This window comes from Stutzerimonas stutzeri (genome assembly GCF_024448895.1).
GTDB lineage: Bacteria > Pseudomonadota > Gammaproteobacteria > Pseudomonadales > Pseudomonadaceae > Stutzerimonas > Stutzerimonas stutzeri_Q.
This window is the reverse complement of record NZ_JAMOIC010000011.1, coordinates 1-16496: the sequence shown is the minus strand read 5'-3', so window position 1 is coordinate 16496 and position 16496 is coordinate 1. Positions and strand designations below refer to the sequence as shown.

The window sequence follows — 16496 nt, the reverse complement described above, 5'->3', positions numbered from 1 at the left end:
GTGGGTTGCATTCAGAGCAGGACGCGCAGATGCGTGCGCCTGCGCTGATCCTCGATGGCGTGGGTTATCGCCACGCCAATGGCCAGGCGGCGCTGCGTGACGTGGCGCTCAACATCGCCTACGGTGAACGCGTTGCGATCATCGGCCCCTCCGGCGCGGGGAAAACGACCCTGCTGCGACTGCTAGCAAGCCATCTGCAGCCCCATGAAGGTCAACTCGGCGTCCTCGAATGCGACCCGTGGCGCTTGTCGGTATCTGCGCGGCAAAGACTGCGCGGGCGGATAGGTTTGATTCATCAGGCGCCACCACTGCCTCCCCGGCAGCGAGTCATCACCTCGGTGCTGGCCGGCCGGCTGGGCCAGTGGTCACTGACACGCGGGCTGATCAGCCTTGTCTACCCGCTCGACCGAACCGGCGCATCCGAAGCGCTGAGCAGGCTGGATCTGGCAGACAAGCTCTACGAGCGTTGCGACCAACTGTCTGGTGGCCAACTGCAGCGCGTCGGCATTGCCCGTGTGCTCTATCAGAAACCCGACCTGATTCTCGCCGACGAGCCGGTTTCGGCCATGGATCCGGTGCTCGCCAGCCATTCGCTGGGCGTGCTGACCCGGGACGCTTCGCAGCGGCAGGCGACACTGCTGGCCAGCCTGCATGCAGTCGATCTGGCACTTGAGCACTTCCCGCGGGTAATCGGCGTGCGAGCCGGCAGGATCCTGTTCGACAAGGCCGCCGACCAGCTGGGCCGCGACGAGCTGGATGCGCTGTATGCCAACGAGCAGCTGAGTGGCGAACCCCAGCCACTGCCCCGCGTCGACCAGAGCCTTCATATCCCGCGATGCTGAACCCCGTCCACTCCCAACGCGACCCGGCTGCAACCTCGCGCCTGATCTTGATCGTGCTGGCGCTGGCCTTGCTGTGGCCTGGACTGCATTTGAGCGAACTGGATATCGGCGTGCTGTTCGACGGCACCAATGCCGGCACCGTCGGCACCTTCGTTTCCGGATTCTGGCCACCTGCGCACGACCAGGACTTCCTTAGTCTGCTGCTGCTCGCCACGCTGGAAACGCTGGCCATCGCCACTGCAGGCATGGCTTTGGCGCTGGCAGTCGCCCTGCCCTGCGCGCTGCTGGCGACACGCGCGCTTTCCGTCTCGGCGCTCAGCCGTGGAGGGCGCCCTGATCCGTGGGCGCAGGCGCTGCGCTGGCCGGTGAGAGGCTTGCTTATCGTGCTGCGCAGCGTGCCGGAGATCGTCTGGGCGCTGTTATTCGTCAGAGCGGTGGGGCTCGGGCCAACCGCTGGGGTGCTGGCGATCGCGATTACCTACGCCGGAATGCTGGGCAAGGTGTACGCAGAAATTTTCGAATCGGTCGACCCGTTACCAACCCGCGCATTGATCGGGTCAGGGGCCTCACGGCTGCAGGCTTTCGCCTATGGTGTGCTGCCGCAGGCAACTGGCGAAATGCTCTCCTACACCGTTTACCGCTGGGAGTGCGCCATCCGCGCATCGGTGGTGATGGGCTTCGTCGGTGCAGGCGGTCTGGGCCAGCAGATGGACCTGTCGATGCGGATGTTCGCCGGGGGCGAAGTCGCGAGCATGCTGCTGACCTTTCTGGTGCTGGTGCTGATGGCTGATCTGATCAGTCAGCTGCTGCGTAGGAGGTTTGTGTGAAAACGCTCTCGCGCGCCGCACTGCCGCTGCTGCTGATCGCCGCCGTAATCGCCTCATTTGCCTTCCTGCAGCTCGAAGCGAAAGCGCTTTTCAGCCGCGACGGGATGCAACAGATGGCCAGTTATGCTTCAGGCTTCCTCGATCCCGATCTGTCGCCTCCACACCTCAGGGCAATCGGCCGCGGCGCACTTGAAACCCTGGCGATGTCGGCGATGGGGACGCTATTGGCTGCCGTGCTCGGCCTGTTGCTGGCGCTGCCCGCGTCCGGCCGCTTTGGTCTTGTCGCCAAGGGCACTACACGACTTCTTCTCAATGCGCTGCGCGCGATACCGGAGCTGGTCTGGGCGGCGCTCATGGTTCTGGCCGCGGGCCTGGGGCCCAACGCGGGCACCCTGGCGCTGGCGCTGCACACTGCCGGCGTGCTGGGACGACTGTTCGCCGAAGCGTTGGAAAATACCCCTGCGGCGCCCGCCGAGGCGCTGCGGCTGTCCGGTAGCGGCCGGATCGGCGCGTTCTGCTATGGCACCCTGCCGATGCTCTGGCCACAACTGATGGCCTACACGCTCTATCGCTGGGAAAACAATATCCGCATGGCCAGCGTCCTTGGCTTCGTCGGCGCCGGCGGCCTCGGACAGATGCTCTACATGAGCCTCAGCCTGTTTCAGGAAGCTCAGGCTTCCACGATCATCCTGGCCATGCTGGTGATGGTGCTGGCCGTGGATGCGCTCAGCGGCTGGGCACGAATGCACTGGGTTCGCGCATAGCACTGACTTTATTCAGTGCAGGCTGGGCTTGTCCGCCCTTTCCTGAACCAGTACCCAAGGTGCCACGACCACAGCCCAGAGAGAGGGGTCACGCTCGAGCCAGTCCTGGGCCTGCTCAGCTTCAAGCTTGGCGAGGTGGCCTTCAGCCAGCCATGCGGCGACCTTTTCCCGATCATCCTGAGCCACAGCCTGGGCAGCTTCGATCAAATCAGACTCGCTCGCCACACGCAGCAAGGCGCCACGTGCAAAGAATGGCTGCAGCTCCTGCCAGGTGATCGATGCCGTTTCGCCCAGCAGCTTGGCATAGAGAGTGCTTGAATCTTCGCTCATGAGTCTTACCCGGCTCGTAAAGGGCGCAATGATAGCGCTCGGGTGAATCTCATCAACCTGATGGAATTCCTGACTGTGCAAACAGGTGCTGACGCTTCTACACTGTGCCGGTACAGTTGCCGTACCGTTTGGGGACGTTTAGCCCTTAACGACACTGCAGCCCGCAGGATCCAAACAATAATGATGCAAGTGGAGCGCATATGAAGACCAAGCAGCGTCTTTCCAAACTTTTCATGGCTATCGCTTTGACGGGTGTAGCGAGCTATACGCTGGCCGCCGACAATATCAAGATCGGTTTGGCTGGCCCGGTAACCGGGGCTGTCGCGCAGTACGGGGAAATGCAATTTATCGGTGCCCAGATGGCCATCGAGCAGATCAACAAGGACGGGGGCGTCAACGGTCAGCAGCTTGAGGGTGTGATCTACGACGACGCGTGCGACCCGAAGCAGGCCGTGGCGGTTGCCAACAAGATCGTCAACGACGAAGTCAGCTTTGTCGTGGGCCATTTGTGCTCCAGCTCCACCCAGCCAGCGTCCGATATTTACGAAGACGAAGGCATCCTGATGATTACCGCGGCGTCCACCAGCCCGGAGATCACGTCACGCGGCTACGAACTGATTTTCCGCACCATCGGTCTGGACAGCCTGCAGGGCCCGACCGCCGGCAATTTCATCGCCGATAACGTCAAGCCGAAGAATGTTGCGGTTATCCACGACAAGCAGCAATACGGTGAAGGTATCGCCACTGCCGTGAAGAACACCCTGGAAGAGAAAGGCGTCAAGGTCGGTCTGTTCGAAGGCATCAACGCCGGCGACAAGGACTTCTCCTCGATGATCTCGAAGCTGAAGCAGGCGAACATTGACTTCGTTTACTACGGCGGCTACCACCCTGAGTTGGGTCTGCTGCTGCGCCAGGCCAAGGAAAAAGGTCTGGACGTTCGCTTCATGGGCCCTGAAGGCGTCGGCAACAAGGAAATTTCCGCCATCGCAGGCGCGGCCTCCGAGGGCATGCTGGTCACGCTGCCAAAATCATTCGACCAGGATCCGCGCAACCAGAAGCTGGTAGACGCGTTCACCGCTAAGAAGCAGGACCCGAGCGGCCCGTTCGTCTTCCCGGCCTACGCGGCCGTTCAGGTCATTGCCGAAGGTATCGAGAAGGCTGGCAGCACCGACACCGAGAAGGTTGCCGAGGCGCTGCGCAGCAACACCTTCGACACGCCGACCGGCAACCTCTCGTTCGACGAGAAGGGTGACCTGAAAGACTTCAACTTCGTGGTTTACGAATGGCACCAGGACGGCACCAAGACCGAAGCCAAGTGAACCTATAACCAACCGACCCGAAGCCCACGGCATCCGCTGTGGGCTTTGTTTTAGCTGATCGGGGCCAACCCGGCCACAAGCACGGGACGCCCAGCAACACCTTCAACCAAGCGAGTGGCCTGCACAGCTGGCCCGCCTCGAACCTGGCGTGTGCGTGATCCGCACCAAGCCCTTGGCGCTGCATTGATTCATGCTGCGTGTTCGAAGCAGGTCCGCATTGCGGTCGAGCAGACCGTCGGAACCATAGGCGAGACAGGCACGACGCGTAGATGAACAGCCGAAGAAGCGCCGCTCAGGTGTTCTCCATGAACATCATGATCGGGCAGCAACCGAGACTGTTTTCAACGAAGTACGGCCAGCGCAGATAGTATTCAGCGGTGCGCTAGCAAGGAGTGCGGGTGTTCAGGAGAATGTAATGCCTGAGCTTTACCACTACTTCCAACAGCTGATCAACGGCCTCACCGTTGGCAGCACCTATGCCTTGATAGCCATCGGATACACGATGGTCTACGGCATCATCGGCATGATCAACTTCGCCCATGGCGAGGTGTACATGATCGGCTCCTACGTCACCTTCATCGCCATCGTCGGCCTGACCATGATGGGGCTCGATTCGCTGCCAATCCTCATGATCGGTGCGTTCGCCGCCGCGATGATTGTCACCAGCGCCTACGGTTACAGCATCGAGCGGGTCGCCTATCGACCGTTGCGCGGCAGCAACCGGCTGATTCCGCTGATCTCGGCCATCGGCATGTCGATCTTCCTGCAGAACGTCGTGCTCCTGTCGCAGGATTCCAAGGACAAGGCGATTCCCAACCTGATGCCGGGCAACTTCATCTTTGGTGAAAGTGCCATGAATGGCGTCGTGATTTCCTACATGCAGGTGCTGATCTTCGTGGTCACCATCGTGGCCATGATGGGGCTCACGTTCTTCATCTCCCGCTCTCGCCTGGGCCGCGCATGTCGCGCCTGCGCCGAAGACCTGAAGATGGCCAACCTGCTGGGCATCAACACCAACAGCATCATTGCACTGACCTTTGTCATCGGCGCTGCGCTTGCTGCCATCGCCGCGGTACTGATCAGTATGCAATACGGCGTGATCAACCCGCACATCGGCTTCCTTGCCGGAATCAAGGCATTTACCGCCGCGGTGCTTGGCGGCATCGGCAGCATTCCGGGCGCCATGCTCGGCGGGCTGGTGCTCGGCGTGGCTGAAGCCTTCGGTGCCGATATATTCGGTGATCAATACAAGGATGTGGTGGCGTTCAGCCTGCTGGTGCTGGTGCTGCTATTCCGCCCGACTGGCATCCTTGGTCGTCCGGAGGTTGAAAAGGTATGACCCGCAATCTTCGAACCGCGTTTTTCAGCGCCCTGCTGGTGATCGCCGTGGCCGTACCGGTGTTCGGCCTGAAGCTCACCACCGTGGGCATTCGTCTGGAAGTCCACGGCAGCGACGCAAAAACCTTCTGGATCATCGCTGCGTGCGCCGTGGCCATGTTCTTCTGGCAACTGTTCCGTCACCACGCCGCTGCCGGCTGGGCTGCCAGCCCGAAGTTGCCGACGATACCGGCCGGGGCAGGCAACTTCCTGACCCTGCCGTCGACCCAGCGCTACATCATCATCGGACTGATCCTGGTCGCGCTCGCCTGGCCGTTCTTCGGCTCCCGCGGCGCGGTGGATATCGCCACGCTGATCCTGATCTACGTGATGCTGGGGCTGGGGTTGAACATCGTTGTGGGTCTGGCTGGCCTGCTCGATCTGGGTTATGTCGGCTTCTATGCTGTCGGGGCCTATACCTATGCCTTGCTCTCGCATTACTACGGGATCGGCTTCTGGGTGGCCTTGCCGATCGCTGGAGCCATGGCCGCGCTGTTCGGCTTCCTGCTGGGCTTCCCGGTGTTGCGTCTGCGGGGCGATTATCTGGCGATCGTGACGCTGGGCTTCGGTGAAATCATCCGCCTGCTGCTGCGCAACATGACCGACCTCACCGGCGGCCCGAACGGCATCAGTGGCATCGACAAACCTACCTTGTTCGGCCTGTCTTTCGATCGCCGCGCTGCCGAGGGCATGCAGACCTTCCATGAGTTCTTCGGTGTGGACTACGCCTCGATCAACAAGGTGATCTTCCTCTACCTGATCGCGCTGTTGCTGGTGTTGCTGACGCTGTTCGTGATCAACCGCCTGCTGCGCATGCCCATCGGTCGGGCCTGGGAAGCCTTGCGTGAAGACGAGATCGCCTGCCGCGCACTGGGCATGAACCCTACAGTGATCAAGCTTTCGGCCTTCACCCTCGGCGCGACGTTCGCGGGCTTCGCTGGCAGCTTCTTCGCGGCACGTCAGGGGCTGGTGTCACCGGAGTCGTTCACCTTCATCGAATCGGCCATCATCCTCGCCATCGTCGTGCTCGGCGGCATGGGCTCACAACTGGGCGTGATACTCGCCGCCGTCGTGATGATCCTGCTGCCCGAGCTGATGCGTGAGTTCAGCGAGTACCGCATGCTGATGTTCGGCGCCTTGATGGTGCTGATGATGATCTGGCGTCCGCAGGGCCTGCTGCCCATGCAACGCCCCCACCTGGAGCTGAAGCGATGAGCCGCCCGATTCTCGAAGTAAGCGGCCTGACCATGCGCTTCGGCGGCCTGCTGGCCGTCAACGGGGTGGGCCTGACCGTACATGACAAGCAAGTGGTATCCATGATCGGCCCCAACGGCGCCGGCAAGACCACGGTATTCAACTGCCTGACGGGCTTTTACCAGCCCACATCCGGCAAGATCCTTCTCGACGGCGAAGCGATCGAGGGCCTGCCGGGCCACAAGATCGCGCGCAAGGGCGTCGTGCGCACCTTCCAGAACGTCCGTCTGTTCAAGGACATGACGGCGGTGGAAAACCTCTTGGTCGCTCAGCATCGCCACCTGAACACAGGCTTTCTTTCAGGTCTATTGAAGACCAAAGCGTTCCGCAAGAGCGAGCACGAGGCGATGGACTTCGCCGCCCACTGGCTAGAGCAGGTCAATCTCACCGATGTAGCCAACCGTCCGGCGGGCACCCTCGCCTATGGCCAGCAGCGTCGCCTGGAAATTGCTCGCTGCATGATGACACGCCCGCGCATTCTTATGCTCGACGAACCTGCCGCTGGCCTCAACCCGAAGGAAACCGAGGATCTCAAGGCGCTGATCGGCATGTTGCGCGATCAACACAACGTGACGGTGTTGCTGATCGAACACGACATGAAGCTGGTCATGAGCATTTCCGACCACATTGTCGTGATCAACCAGGGCTGCCCGCTTGCGGCCGGCACACCGGAGCAGATCCGCGACAATCCGGACGTGATCAAAGCTTATCTGGGAGAGGCGTAACCATGCTGTATTTCGAAAACGTCTCGACTTTCTACGGCAAGATCCAGGCCCTGCACAACGTCAACGTCGAGGTCCGCAAAGGTGAGATCGTCACGCTGATCGGCGCCAACGGTGCCGGGAAGTCGACCCTGCTGATGACGCTTTGCGGCACGCCCATGGCATCCGAAGGCAGCATCCGCTTCGAAGGCGAAGAGCTGGTCGGCAAGCAGACCTATGACATCATGCGCAAGGACATTGCCGTGGTGCCCGAAGGACGGCGCATCTTTGCCCGTCTGACGGTCGAGGAAAACCTCGCCATGGGCGGCTTCTTCACGGACAAGGCGGATTTCCAGGAGCAGCTCGACAAGGTGCTGCTGTTGTTTCCGCGCCTCAAAGAGCGTTTCCAGCAGCGCGGCGGCACCATGTCCGGCGGCGAACAGCAAATGCTCGCCATTGCGCGCGCGTTGATGAGCAAGCCCAAGCTGCTTCTGCTGGACGAGCCATCCCTTGGCCTGGCGCCGATCATCATCCAGCAGATCTTCGAGATCATCGAACAGTTGCGCGAAGATGGCGTGACCATCTTTCTGGTGGAGCAGAACGCCAACCAGGCGCTCAAGCTCGCCGATCGCGGCTACGTGCTGGAGAACGGTCACATCGTCATGCAGGGTGGCGGCGAAGAGCTGCTGGTCAACCCGAAGGTCCGCGACGCCTACCTGGGCGGCTGATCGAGGGGACGGAAAAGGCCGGGCTCATGCCCGGCTTTTTCATGCCTGCACAGAAGGGATGACAAGTTGAGAGCGAGCCTTTATGGTGCTCTACGCGCCCCGCCTGACTGGGGTGCCCCCTGGATCAGCAGACAGGGCAATAACTGAGCTGGCTCATTTCTGAACCCTACTCAGGAGAAGCCGGCCATGACTGCCAGCCGTATCTGGATCAAGAACCCCCTCGCTATTTTTACCTCCAATGAGCTGCCCGCCCCTGGCGGCCTGGTCATCGAAGCGGGTGTCATCGTCGAACTGCTCGGGCCCGGGCAAGCGCCTTCCGCGCCGGTGGACAGCACCTTCGATGCTCGCGAGCACGTCGTGCTACCGGGACTAATCAACACCCACCACCACTTCTATCAAACCCTCACCCGCGCCTGGGGCCCGGTGATCAATCAACCGCTGTTTCCATGGCTGAAGACTCTGTACCCGGTCTGGGCACGCTTGACGCCGGATCGCCTGGCACTGGCTAGCAAGGTGGCACTGGCAGAACTGCTGCTATCGGGCTGCACCACGGCTGCGGACCATCACTACCTGTTCCCGGATGGCCTGGAAAATGCCATCGACATACAGATCGAAGCCGTCCGCGAGCTGGGCATGCGCGCCATGCTGACCCGCGGCTCGATGAGCCTGGGCGAAGCCGATGGCGGGCTGCCACCGCAACACACGGTACAGACGGCGGAAGCGATACTGGACGACAGCGAGCGGCTGATCGCTCGCTACCACGAGCGAGGCGTTGGGGCGCGAATCCAGATTGCACTGGCGCCCTGCTCGCCGTTCTCGGTGACGCCGGAAATCATGCGTGCCAGCGCGGCGCTCGCCGAATACCACGACGTCCGCCTGCACACGCACCTGGCGGAAACCCTCGATGAAGAAGAATTCTGCAAGCAACGCTTTGGACTGCGCACCGTGGATTATCTGGATAGCGTGGGTTGGCTCTCCAAACGCACCTGGTTGGCGCACGGCATCCACTTCAACGATGACGAGATCCAGCGGTTGGGCGAAGCGGGTACCGGGATATGCCACTGCCCGAGTTCCAACATGCGGCTGGCATCGGGCATCTGCCCTACCCTCGCGCTGGAGGCCGCCGGCGCGCCGATCGGGTTGGGCGTGGACGGATCGGCCTCCAACGATGCCTCAAACATGATCCTCGAAACCCGTCAGGCGCTGTATATCCAGCGGCTGCGTTATGGCGCTGAGCAGATCACCCCGGAACGAGTTCTGGGTTGGGCCACACGTGGCTCCGCCCGTCTGCTAGGCCGCGATGACGTGGGTGAACTAGCGGTTGGCAAGCAGGCCGATCTCGCGTTGTTCAAGCTCGATGAGCTGCGCTTCTCCGGCAGTCATGACCCGATCTCCGCATTGCTGCTGTGCGGTGCGGACCGGGCCGATCGCGTCATGGTTGGCGGCCAGTGGCGAGTGATCGATGGTCAGATCGAAGGGCTCGACGTCGGTGGGTTGATCGCCAATCACAGCCAGGCTGCTCGGGATCTCATAGCCGGCTGACGACCTGAATCGCCGCGAAAACCACCTGGTGCATGCGTCGCAGTGAGAGGCTTTTCGCTGCGGCGTATCCATCGTGATCTGATCATTTCCTGGACCATACTCAAAGCGGTGGCATCTGCCATGGCCTGGCAATTGCTGGGAAAAGTGCGTCTGCCTGTCGCGTTGACTTTTGAGTCAAGTATTTGTTGACCAAGAAGTCAGATACCGCTAATTTCACCGCCAGAGTCCAGAACAAGAAAGCCCCGGAGGCCCTCTTTGATCCAGTTCCTAATCAATCGAGAACTGCGCCGTGAGCAGACACTCGATCCGAATACCACCGTGCTGGAATACCTGCGTGAACATCGCGGCAAGTCCGGCACCAAAGAAGGCTGCGCTTCCGGTGACTGCGGTGCTTGCACAGTCGTGGTTGGCGAACTGGACGGCGACCGTCTGCGCTACCGCACGCTCAACTCCTGCCTGACATTCGTTTCTGCTTTGCACGGCAAGCAGCTGATTACGGTTGAAGACCTGAAACATCAGGGTCAGCTGCACAGCGTTCAGCAAGCCATGGTCGACTGCCACGGCTCGCAGTGCGGGTTCTGCACGCCGGGCTTTGTCATGAGCCTGTTCGCGCTGCAGAAGTCTGCGGACGGTTACGACAAGGCCGATACCCACGAAGCGCTGGCCGGTAACCTGTGCCGCTGCACCGGCTACCGCCCGATCCTGGATGCCGCCGAGCAGGCCTGCTGTGGGAAACAGCCGGACCAGTTCGACGCGCGCGAAGCCGAGACCATCGCCCAGCTCAAAACCATCGAGCCCCGTGAAACTGCCGAGCTGAACAGCGGCGACAAGCGTTGCCTGTCACCGCTTACCGTGGCCGACCTGGCCGAGATCTACGGTGCCAATCCGGAGGCTCGTCTGCTCGCAGGCGGCACGGACCTGGCGCTGGAAGTTACTCAGTTTCACCGTGAACTGCCGGTGATGATCTACGTCGGGCATATCGCCGAGATGAAAAAGGTCGAGGTCACTGACAGCACGATTGAAATCGGCGCTGCCACAGCCTTGACCGATTGCTACGAAGTGCTGGCGCAGGAGTACCCGGACTTCGGCGAGCTGCTGCACCGCTTCGCCTCTCTGCAGATCCGCAACCAGGGCACCCTGGGCGGGAACATCGGCAACGCCTCGCCCATCGGCGACTCGCCACCGCTGCTGATTGCCCTGGGCGCGCAAGTGGTGCTGCGCAAAGGCAGCAACAGCCGCACCCTGCTGCTGCAGGACTACTTCATCGACTACAAGGTGACCGCCCGCGAGCAGGGCGAATTCATCGAGAAAATCATCGTGCCGCGCGCCCAGCCGAACCGGGTGTTCCGTGCCTATAAGGTCTCCAAGCGCCTGGACGACGATATCTCTGCCGTCTGTGCAGCTTTTGATCTGAAACTCGAAGGCGGCCTTATCGATGACGCCCGCGTCGCGTTCGGCGGCATGGCCGCCATCCCCAAGCGCGCAGTTGCTTGTGAACGCGCCCTGATTGGCGCGCCGTTCAATGCAGACACCATCGAACGGGCCTGCGAAGCCTTGAGCCAGGATTTCACACCGCTGACCGATTTCCGTGCCAGCCGCGAGTACCGCCTGCTGGTCGCGCAGAACCTGCTGCGCAAATGCTTCCACGAACAACAAGCGCCGGCGTACGAGACGAGGGTCACTTCCTATGCATAAGCCAACCAAAACTCAGGAAGAAATCGCAGCCCTGTTCACACAGGACCTTGTCACCGGCGTTGGACGCAGCGTCAAGCATGACAGCGCCCCGAAGCACGTCACCGGCGAAGCCGTCTACGTCGACGACCGGCTGGAGTTTCCCAACCAGCTGCACGTGTATGCCCGCATGAGCGACCGCGCCCATGCTCGCATCCTGAGCATCGACACGGCGCCCTGCTACAACATCCCGGGTGTCGCCATCGCCATCACCGCCAAGGACGTGCCGGGTCAGCTGGATATCGGTGCCGTGATGCCGGGCGATCCGCTATTGGCTGACGGCATTGTCGAGTTCATCGGTCAGCCGGTGATCGCCGTTGCCGCCGATAGCCTGGAGACCGCGCGTAAGGCAGCCATGGCTGCGATCATCGAATACGAAGATCTGGAGCCGGTGATCGACGTAGTGGATGCGCTGCGCAAGAAGCACTTCGTGCTCGACAGCCACACCCACAAGCGCGGCGACTCCAGTGCGGCACTGGCGACGGCACCACGCCGCTTGCAAGGCAGCCTGCATATCGGCGGTCAGGAGCACTTCTATCTCGAAACTCAGGTTTCCTCGGTGATGCCGACCGAAGACGGCGGCATGATCGTCTACACCTCCACGCAAAACCCCACCGAGGTGCAGAAGCTCGTCGCTGAAGTGCTCGGCGTTTCGATGAACAAGATCGTCATCGACATGCGTCGCATGGGCGGCGGCTTTGGCGGCAAGGAAACCCAGGCCGCCGGCCCGGCGTGCATGTGCGCAGTGATCGCGCACCTCACCGGCCGCCCGACCAAGATGCGTCTGCCACGCATGGAAGACATGACCATGACCGGCAAGCGTCATCCGTTCTACGTCGAGTACGACGTCGGCTTCGATGACGATGGCCTGCTGCACGGCATCGAGATCGACCTGGCCGGTAACTGCGGTTATTCGCCGGATCTTTCCGGCTCCATCGTCGACCGCGCCATGTTCCACTCCGACAACGCCTATTACCTGGGCGACGCGACCATCAATGGCCATCGCTGTAAGACCAACCTAGCGTCCAATACCGCTTACCGCGGCTTTGGCGGCCCGCAAGGCATGGTCGCCATCGAGGAGATCATGGATGCGGTGGCACGCCAGCTCGGCAAAGACCCGCTGGATGTGCGCAAGCGAAACTACTACGGCAAGACCGAGCGCAACGTCACGCCGTACTACCAGACCGTCGAGCACAACATGCTCGAGGAGATGACAGCCGAGCTTGAAGCCAGCAGCGAGTACGCCCGCCGTCGCGAAGAGATCCGCGCATTCAACGCCAAGAGCCCGATTCTGAAGAAAGGCCTGGCACTGACCCCGGTGAAATTCGGCATCAGCTTCACTGCCAGCTTCCTCAACCAGGGTGGCGCGTTGGTGCACGTCTACACAGACGGCAGCATTCATTTGAACCACGGCGGCACCGAGATGGGTCAGGGCCTGAACACCAAGGTGGCCCAGGTGGTGGCTGAGGTGTTCCAGGTCGACATCGACCGCATCCAGATCACCGCGACCAATACCGACAAGGTGCCGAACACCTCACCGACCGCCGCCTCCAGTGGCACCGACCTCAACGGCAAGGCGGCGCAAAATGCTGCGCAAACCATCAAGCAGCGCCTGATCGAATTTGCCGCGCGGCATTTCAAGGTCACTGAGGAAGACGTTGAGTTCAAGAACGGCCAGGTGCGCATTCGCGACGAGTACCTGTCGTTTGACGAGCTGATTCAGCAGGCCTATTTCGGTCAGGTGTCGTTGTCGTCCACCGGCTTCTATCGCACGCCGAAGATCTACTACGACCGCAGCCTGGCGCGCGGCCGGCCGTTCTACTACTTCGCCTACGGCGCGGCGTGCTCCGAGGTAATCGTCGACACCCTGACCGGCGAGTACAAGATGCTGCGCAGCGACATCCTGCATGACGTGGGCGCCTCGCTGAATCCAGCCATCGACATCGGTCAGGTCGAAGGCGGCTTCGTCCAGGGCATGGGCTGGCTGACCATGGAAGAGCTGGTCTGGAACGACAAGGGCAAGCTGATGACCAGCGGCCCGGCGAGCTACAAGGTACCGGCCGTTGCTGACATGCCGCTGGATCTGCGGGTCAAGCTGGTTGAGAACCGCAAGAACCCCGAGGACACGGTGTTCCATTCCAAGGCCGTCGGTGAGCCGCCGTTCATGCTTGGGATCTCCGTCTGGTGTGCGATCAAGGACGCTGTGGCCAGCGTGGCCGACTACAAGGCCCAGCCAAAGATCGACGCCCCGGCGACGCCCGAGCGGGTGCTGTGGGGCGTGGAACAGATGCGCAAGTTGAAGCAGGCGGCCAAGGCTGCGCCGCTACCGGCAACCGAAACGATAAGTTAGGGAAACCGCAGGTAGCGTTGAGCGAAGCGATACCCATCGATGTTACCGATGATCGCGACGGGTATCGCAAGCTCAACTCACCCTACGGTGATGGCCGGTGTTGATTGTAGGAGCGAGCTTGCTCGCAAAGTGTTTCCAGCGCAGCCAGCCGAACTCTGCTCCCGAGCAGAACCAGGCGGCCCTGGCACCTACACAGAAAAATCGCATGCCATCAGGCATCGGAGAATGACATGAACAGCTGGATAGACGCCCTCGCCGACCTGCAGCAACAAGGCGAACCCTGCGTGCTGGTGACCATCATCGAAGAGCGTGGCTCGACGCCGCGCAATGCCGGCTCAAAGATGGTCGTTAGCCGTGAGCGCCTGTACGACACCATCGGCGGCGGCCATCTGGAATACAAGGCGCAAGAGATCGCCCGCGAGATGCTGGAAAACCGCAGCCGCGATACCCGTCTGGAGCGCTTCTCCCTTGGCGCGAGCTTGGGCCAATGCTGCGGCGGCGCCACCGTGCTGCTGTTCGAACCCATGGGCCAGCCCCAGGCGCATATCGCCGTGTTCGGTGCCGGTCACGTGGGGCGCGCCCTGGTTCCGTTGCTGGCCAGCCTGCCGTGCAAGGTGCGCTGGATCGATTCCCGCGAGAGCGAATTTCCTGAGCATATTCCTCAGGCTGTCGAGAAAGTGCTTAACGACGAGGTGGTGGACGAGGTTGAAAACATGCCCGCCGGCAGTTACTTCATCGTCATGACCCACAATCACCAACTCGACCTGGAACTGACCGCCGCAATCCTGGCGCGCAATGACTTCACCTACTACGGGCTGATCGGCTCGAAGAGCAAGCGCGCCAAGTTCGAACATCGCCTGCGTGACCGGGGCTTCCAGCCGGAAACCGTACAGCGCATGCGCTGCCCGATGGGCATCGCCGAGGTTAAGGGCAAATTGCCGATCGAGATTGCCGTGTCCATCGCTGGCGAGGTGATCGCGACGTACAACGCCAACTTCGGCGAGCAGGCCAATGATGGCGAAAAACCGGTGCCCATGCTGGTTCCGGCATCAAGGCGGTCGCGCATGGGCTGATGTCGGAAGGCGGCACAGCTCGCAACGTAAGCGCGATTGCCTTCGAATGAGCTCAATGAGACAGGATCGCCAGCAAGCTGGATCCTACGAATAGAACCGAAGCCGCTGGGATCACCTGTTGATTCCGGGCCGATACATTTACACCAGGATTTTTGAGAACCCCCATGTCCCAAGCCAAAGCCTACCGTGCCGCCCTGCTCCATTGCCTCGCCGACCCGCGCGAGGTGGGCATCGAGCAGTCCCATGAGTATTTCGAAGACGGCCTGCTGGTGGTCGAGGACGGGAAGATAGCTAGGATCGGCCATGCCGCCGAGCTGTTGCCGACGCTGGCCGCCGGCACAGAAATCGTCGAATACCCGGACGCGCTGATCACTCCAGGCTTCGTCGATACCCATATCCACTACCCACAGGTCGGCGTAATTGGCTCCTACGGCGCGCAACTGCTGGACTGGCTGGAAACCTACACCTTTCCGAATGAAGGGCGCTTCAGCGACATGGCACATGCTCGCGAGCAGGCCGACCTGTTCCTCGGCGAGCTGCTGCGCAACGGCACCACCACGGCGCTGGTGTTCGGCACGGTGCACAAGCAATCGGTGGATGCCTTCTTCGAAACGGCGGAAAAGCTCAACCTGCGGATGATCGCCGGCAAGGTGCTGATGGATCGCAATGCGCCGGATTTCCTCACCGACACCGCCGAATCCGGCTATGCCGACAGCAAAGAGTTGATCGAGCGCTGGCACGGCAAGTGCCGCCTGCATTACGCCGTCACTCCACGCTTCGCGCCGACCAGCACGCCGGAGCAACTGACCCTGGCCGGTAAGCTGTTCGCTGAATTTCCGGACCTGTACATGCACACCCATATCTCCGAGAACAAGCAGGAGGTCGAGTGGGTCAAGGAGCTGTTCCCGGAGCGCAAGGGCTACCTGGACGTCTACGACCACCACGGCCTGATCGGTCCGCGCTCGGTGTTCGCCCACGGGGTCCACCTGTGCGATGACGAGTGCAAACGCCTCGGCGAAACGGGTTCGGCCGTTGCCTTTTGCCCCACATCCAACCTGTTCCTCGGCAGCGGTCTATTCGACCTGGCCAAGGTGGAAGGCTACGGCGTACGGGTGGGCCTGGGCACGGATGTCGGCGGCGGCACCAGCTTCTCGCAGCTCGCCAGCCTCAACGAGGCGTACAAGGTGCTGCAGCTGCAGGGCCAGAAACTCGATGCGTTCAAGGCGCTGTATTTGGCGACCCTCGGCGGCGCACGCGCGCTCTATCTCGACGACCAGATCGGCAACCTGCAACCGGGCAAGGACGCTGACTTCGTCGTACTCGACTACAAGGCGACCCCGCTGATCGACTACCGTCTTAGCCAGGCTACGACGCTCCAGGAAAAACTCTTCGCGCTGATGATCCTGGGTGATGACCGCGCGGTGAAAGAAACCTACGCGGCCGGGGTTTCGGTGCACCGTAAAGCGTGAGCCGAATACCGCTGTGGTAAATGGGTTCCGATGTACTGAGTATGGGGTCACCCGAATCTGCTGGGCTAAAGCGGAGCGCCCCGGCCCACCCTAGGCAGGCCCTGGCATTCATAGTTCGTAGGGTGGATGTCGCTTTTTACATCCACCGCCAGGTCGCACCGAGTTCGATGAAACGCGTGGATCGGTGGA

14 protein-coding genes are annotated in these 16496 nt (G+C 61.5%); 13 read left to right on the top strand and 1 reads right to left on the bottom strand.

The window, feature by feature from the left end; all coding sequences use genetic code 11:
• The first annotated feature begins 29 nt into the window (after positions 1-29).
• From NA619_RS14195 to phnE (NA619_RS14185), 3 genes are read left to right on the top strand one after another with little or no spacing between them, the layout of a single operon-like run.
• Positions 30-842, top strand: coding sequence for a phosphonate ABC transporter ATP-binding protein (locus NA619_RS14195; protein ID WP_255962494.1), 813 nt, complete (start codon positions 30-32; stop codon positions 840-842).
• On the top strand, positions 836-1669 hold the full coding sequence (phnE, locus tag NA619_RS14190; RefSeq protein WP_255962493.1) for a phosphonate ABC transporter, permease protein PhnE: 834 nt from the start codon (positions 836-838) through the stop codon (positions 1667-1669). The genes NA619_RS14195 and phnE (NA619_RS14190) overlap by 7 nt, the downstream gene beginning before the upstream one ends.
• The gene (phnE, locus tag NA619_RS14185; RefSeq protein WP_255962492.1) at positions 1666-2433 is read left to right on the top strand and encodes a phosphonate ABC transporter, permease protein PhnE; all 768 of its coding nucleotides are present in this window, start codon (positions 1666-1668) and stop codon (positions 2431-2433) included. Before phnE (NA619_RS14190) ends, phnE (NA619_RS14185) begins: the two co-directional genes overlap by 4 nt.
• A gap of 12 nt (positions 2434-2445) precedes the next feature.
• Here phnE (NA619_RS14185) and NA619_RS14180 read toward each other — a convergent pair whose 3' ends face one another.
• Positions 2446-2763: a DUF2288 domain-containing protein gene (locus tag NA619_RS14180; RefSeq protein WP_255962491.1), complete on the bottom strand. Its 318-nt coding sequence runs from the start codon at positions 2761-2763 to the stop codon at positions 2446-2448.
• 200 nt (positions 2764-2963) lie between these two features.
• Between NA619_RS14180 and NA619_RS14175 the strand changes: the two genes are divergently transcribed.
• The 10 genes from NA619_RS14175 to guaD all read left to right on the top strand — a co-directional run bounded on the left by NA619_RS14175 (position 2964) and on the right by guaD (position 16307).
• Entirely contained in the window at positions 2964-4082 is a 1119-nt protein-coding gene (locus NA619_RS14175) for a branched-chain amino acid ABC transporter substrate-binding protein (RefSeq protein ID WP_255962490.1), read from the top strand.
• A 415-nt stretch (positions 4083-4497) separates the two neighbouring features.
• Positions 4498-5421, top strand: coding sequence for a high-affinity branched-chain amino acid ABC transporter permease LivH (livH, locus tag NA619_RS14170; RefSeq protein ID WP_073302524.1), 924 nt, complete (start codon positions 4498-4500; stop codon positions 5419-5421).
• Positions 5418-6674 (top strand): high-affinity branched-chain amino acid ABC transporter permease LivM, encoded by a 1257-nt coding sequence (locus NA619_RS14165; protein ID WP_255962489.1) that lies wholly within the window; start codon positions 5418-5420, stop codon positions 6672-6674. The genes livH and NA619_RS14165 overlap by 4 nt, the downstream gene beginning before the upstream one ends.
• Positions 6671-7438, top strand: coding sequence for a high-affinity branched-chain amino acid ABC transporter ATP-binding protein LivG (livG, locus tag NA619_RS14160; protein ID WP_255962488.1), 768 nt, complete (start codon positions 6671-6673; stop codon positions 7436-7438). Before NA619_RS14165 ends, livG begins: the two co-directional genes overlap by 4 nt.
• 2 nt (positions 7439-7440) lie before the next feature.
• Positions 7441-8142 (top strand): ABC transporter ATP-binding protein, encoded by a 702-nt coding sequence (locus NA619_RS14155; protein ID WP_255962487.1) that lies wholly within the window; start codon positions 7441-7443, stop codon positions 8140-8142.
• A gap of 186 nt (positions 8143-8328) precedes the next feature.
• Positions 8329-9684, top strand: a complete 1356-nt coding sequence (locus NA619_RS14150; protein ID WP_255962486.1) for an 8-oxoguanine deaminase — start codon at positions 8329-8331, stop codon at positions 9682-9684.
• 255 nt (positions 9685-9939) lie between these two features.
• Positions 9940-11379, top strand: coding sequence for a xanthine dehydrogenase small subunit (xdhA, locus tag NA619_RS14145; RefSeq protein ID WP_255962485.1), 1440 nt, complete (start codon positions 9940-9942; stop codon positions 11377-11379).
• The gene (xdhB, locus tag NA619_RS14140) at positions 11372-13765 is read left to right on the top strand and encodes a xanthine dehydrogenase molybdopterin binding subunit (RefSeq protein WP_255962484.1); all 2394 of its coding nucleotides are present in this window, start codon (positions 11372-11374) and stop codon (positions 13763-13765) included. The genes xdhA and xdhB overlap by 8 nt, the downstream gene beginning before the upstream one ends.
• Before the next feature lie 230 nt (positions 13766-13995).
• Positions 13996-14838: a xanthine dehydrogenase accessory protein XdhC gene (gene xdhC / locus NA619_RS14135; protein WP_255962483.1), complete on the top strand. Its 843-nt coding sequence runs from the start codon at positions 13996-13998 to the stop codon at positions 14836-14838.
• A gap of 164 nt (positions 14839-15002) precedes the next feature.
• Complete coding sequence (gene guaD / locus NA619_RS14130) at positions 15003-16307, top strand: guanine deaminase (RefSeq protein WP_255962482.1); 1305 nt, start codon at positions 15003-15005, stop codon at positions 16305-16307.
• Positions 16308-16496: the final 189 nt, after the last annotated feature.

Coding starts and splice junctions, on each gene's coding strand:
- NA619_RS14195 (WP_255962494.1), top strand. CDS start 30: ATGCGTGCGCCTGCGCTGATCCTCGATGGCGTGGGTTATCGCCACGCC.
- phnE (WP_255962493.1), top strand. CDS start 836: ATGCTGAACCCCGTCCACTCCCAACGCGACCCGGCTGCAACCTCGCGC.
- NA619_RS14180 (WP_255962491.1), bottom strand. CDS start 2,763: ATGAGCGAAGATTCAAGCACTCTCTATGCCAAGCTGCTGGGCGAAACG.
- NA619_RS14175 (WP_255962490.1), top strand. CDS start 2,964: ATGAAGACCAAGCAGCGTCTTTCCAAACTTTTCATGGCTATCGCTTTG.
- livH (WP_073302524.1), top strand. CDS start 4,498: ATGCCTGAGCTTTACCACTACTTCCAACAGCTGATCAACGGCCTCACC.
- NA619_RS14165 (WP_255962489.1), top strand. CDS start 5,418: ATGACCCGCAATCTTCGAACCGCGTTTTTCAGCGCCCTGCTGGTGATC.
- livG (WP_255962488.1), top strand. CDS start 6,671: ATGAGCCGCCCGATTCTCGAAGTAAGCGGCCTGACCATGCGCTTCGGC.
- NA619_RS14155 (WP_255962487.1), top strand. CDS start 7,441: ATGCTGTATTTCGAAAACGTCTCGACTTTCTACGGCAAGATCCAGGCC.
- NA619_RS14150 (WP_255962486.1), top strand. CDS start 8,329: ATGACTGCCAGCCGTATCTGGATCAAGAACCCCCTCGCTATTTTTACC.
- xdhB (WP_255962484.1), top strand. CDS start 11,372: ATGCATAAGCCAACCAAAACTCAGGAAGAAATCGCAGCCCTGTTCACA.
- xdhC (WP_255962483.1), top strand. CDS start 13,996: ATGAACAGCTGGATAGACGCCCTCGCCGACCTGCAGCAACAAGGCGAA.
- guaD (WP_255962482.1), top strand. CDS start 15,003: ATGTCCCAAGCCAAAGCCTACCGTGCCGCCCTGCTCCATTGCCTCGCC.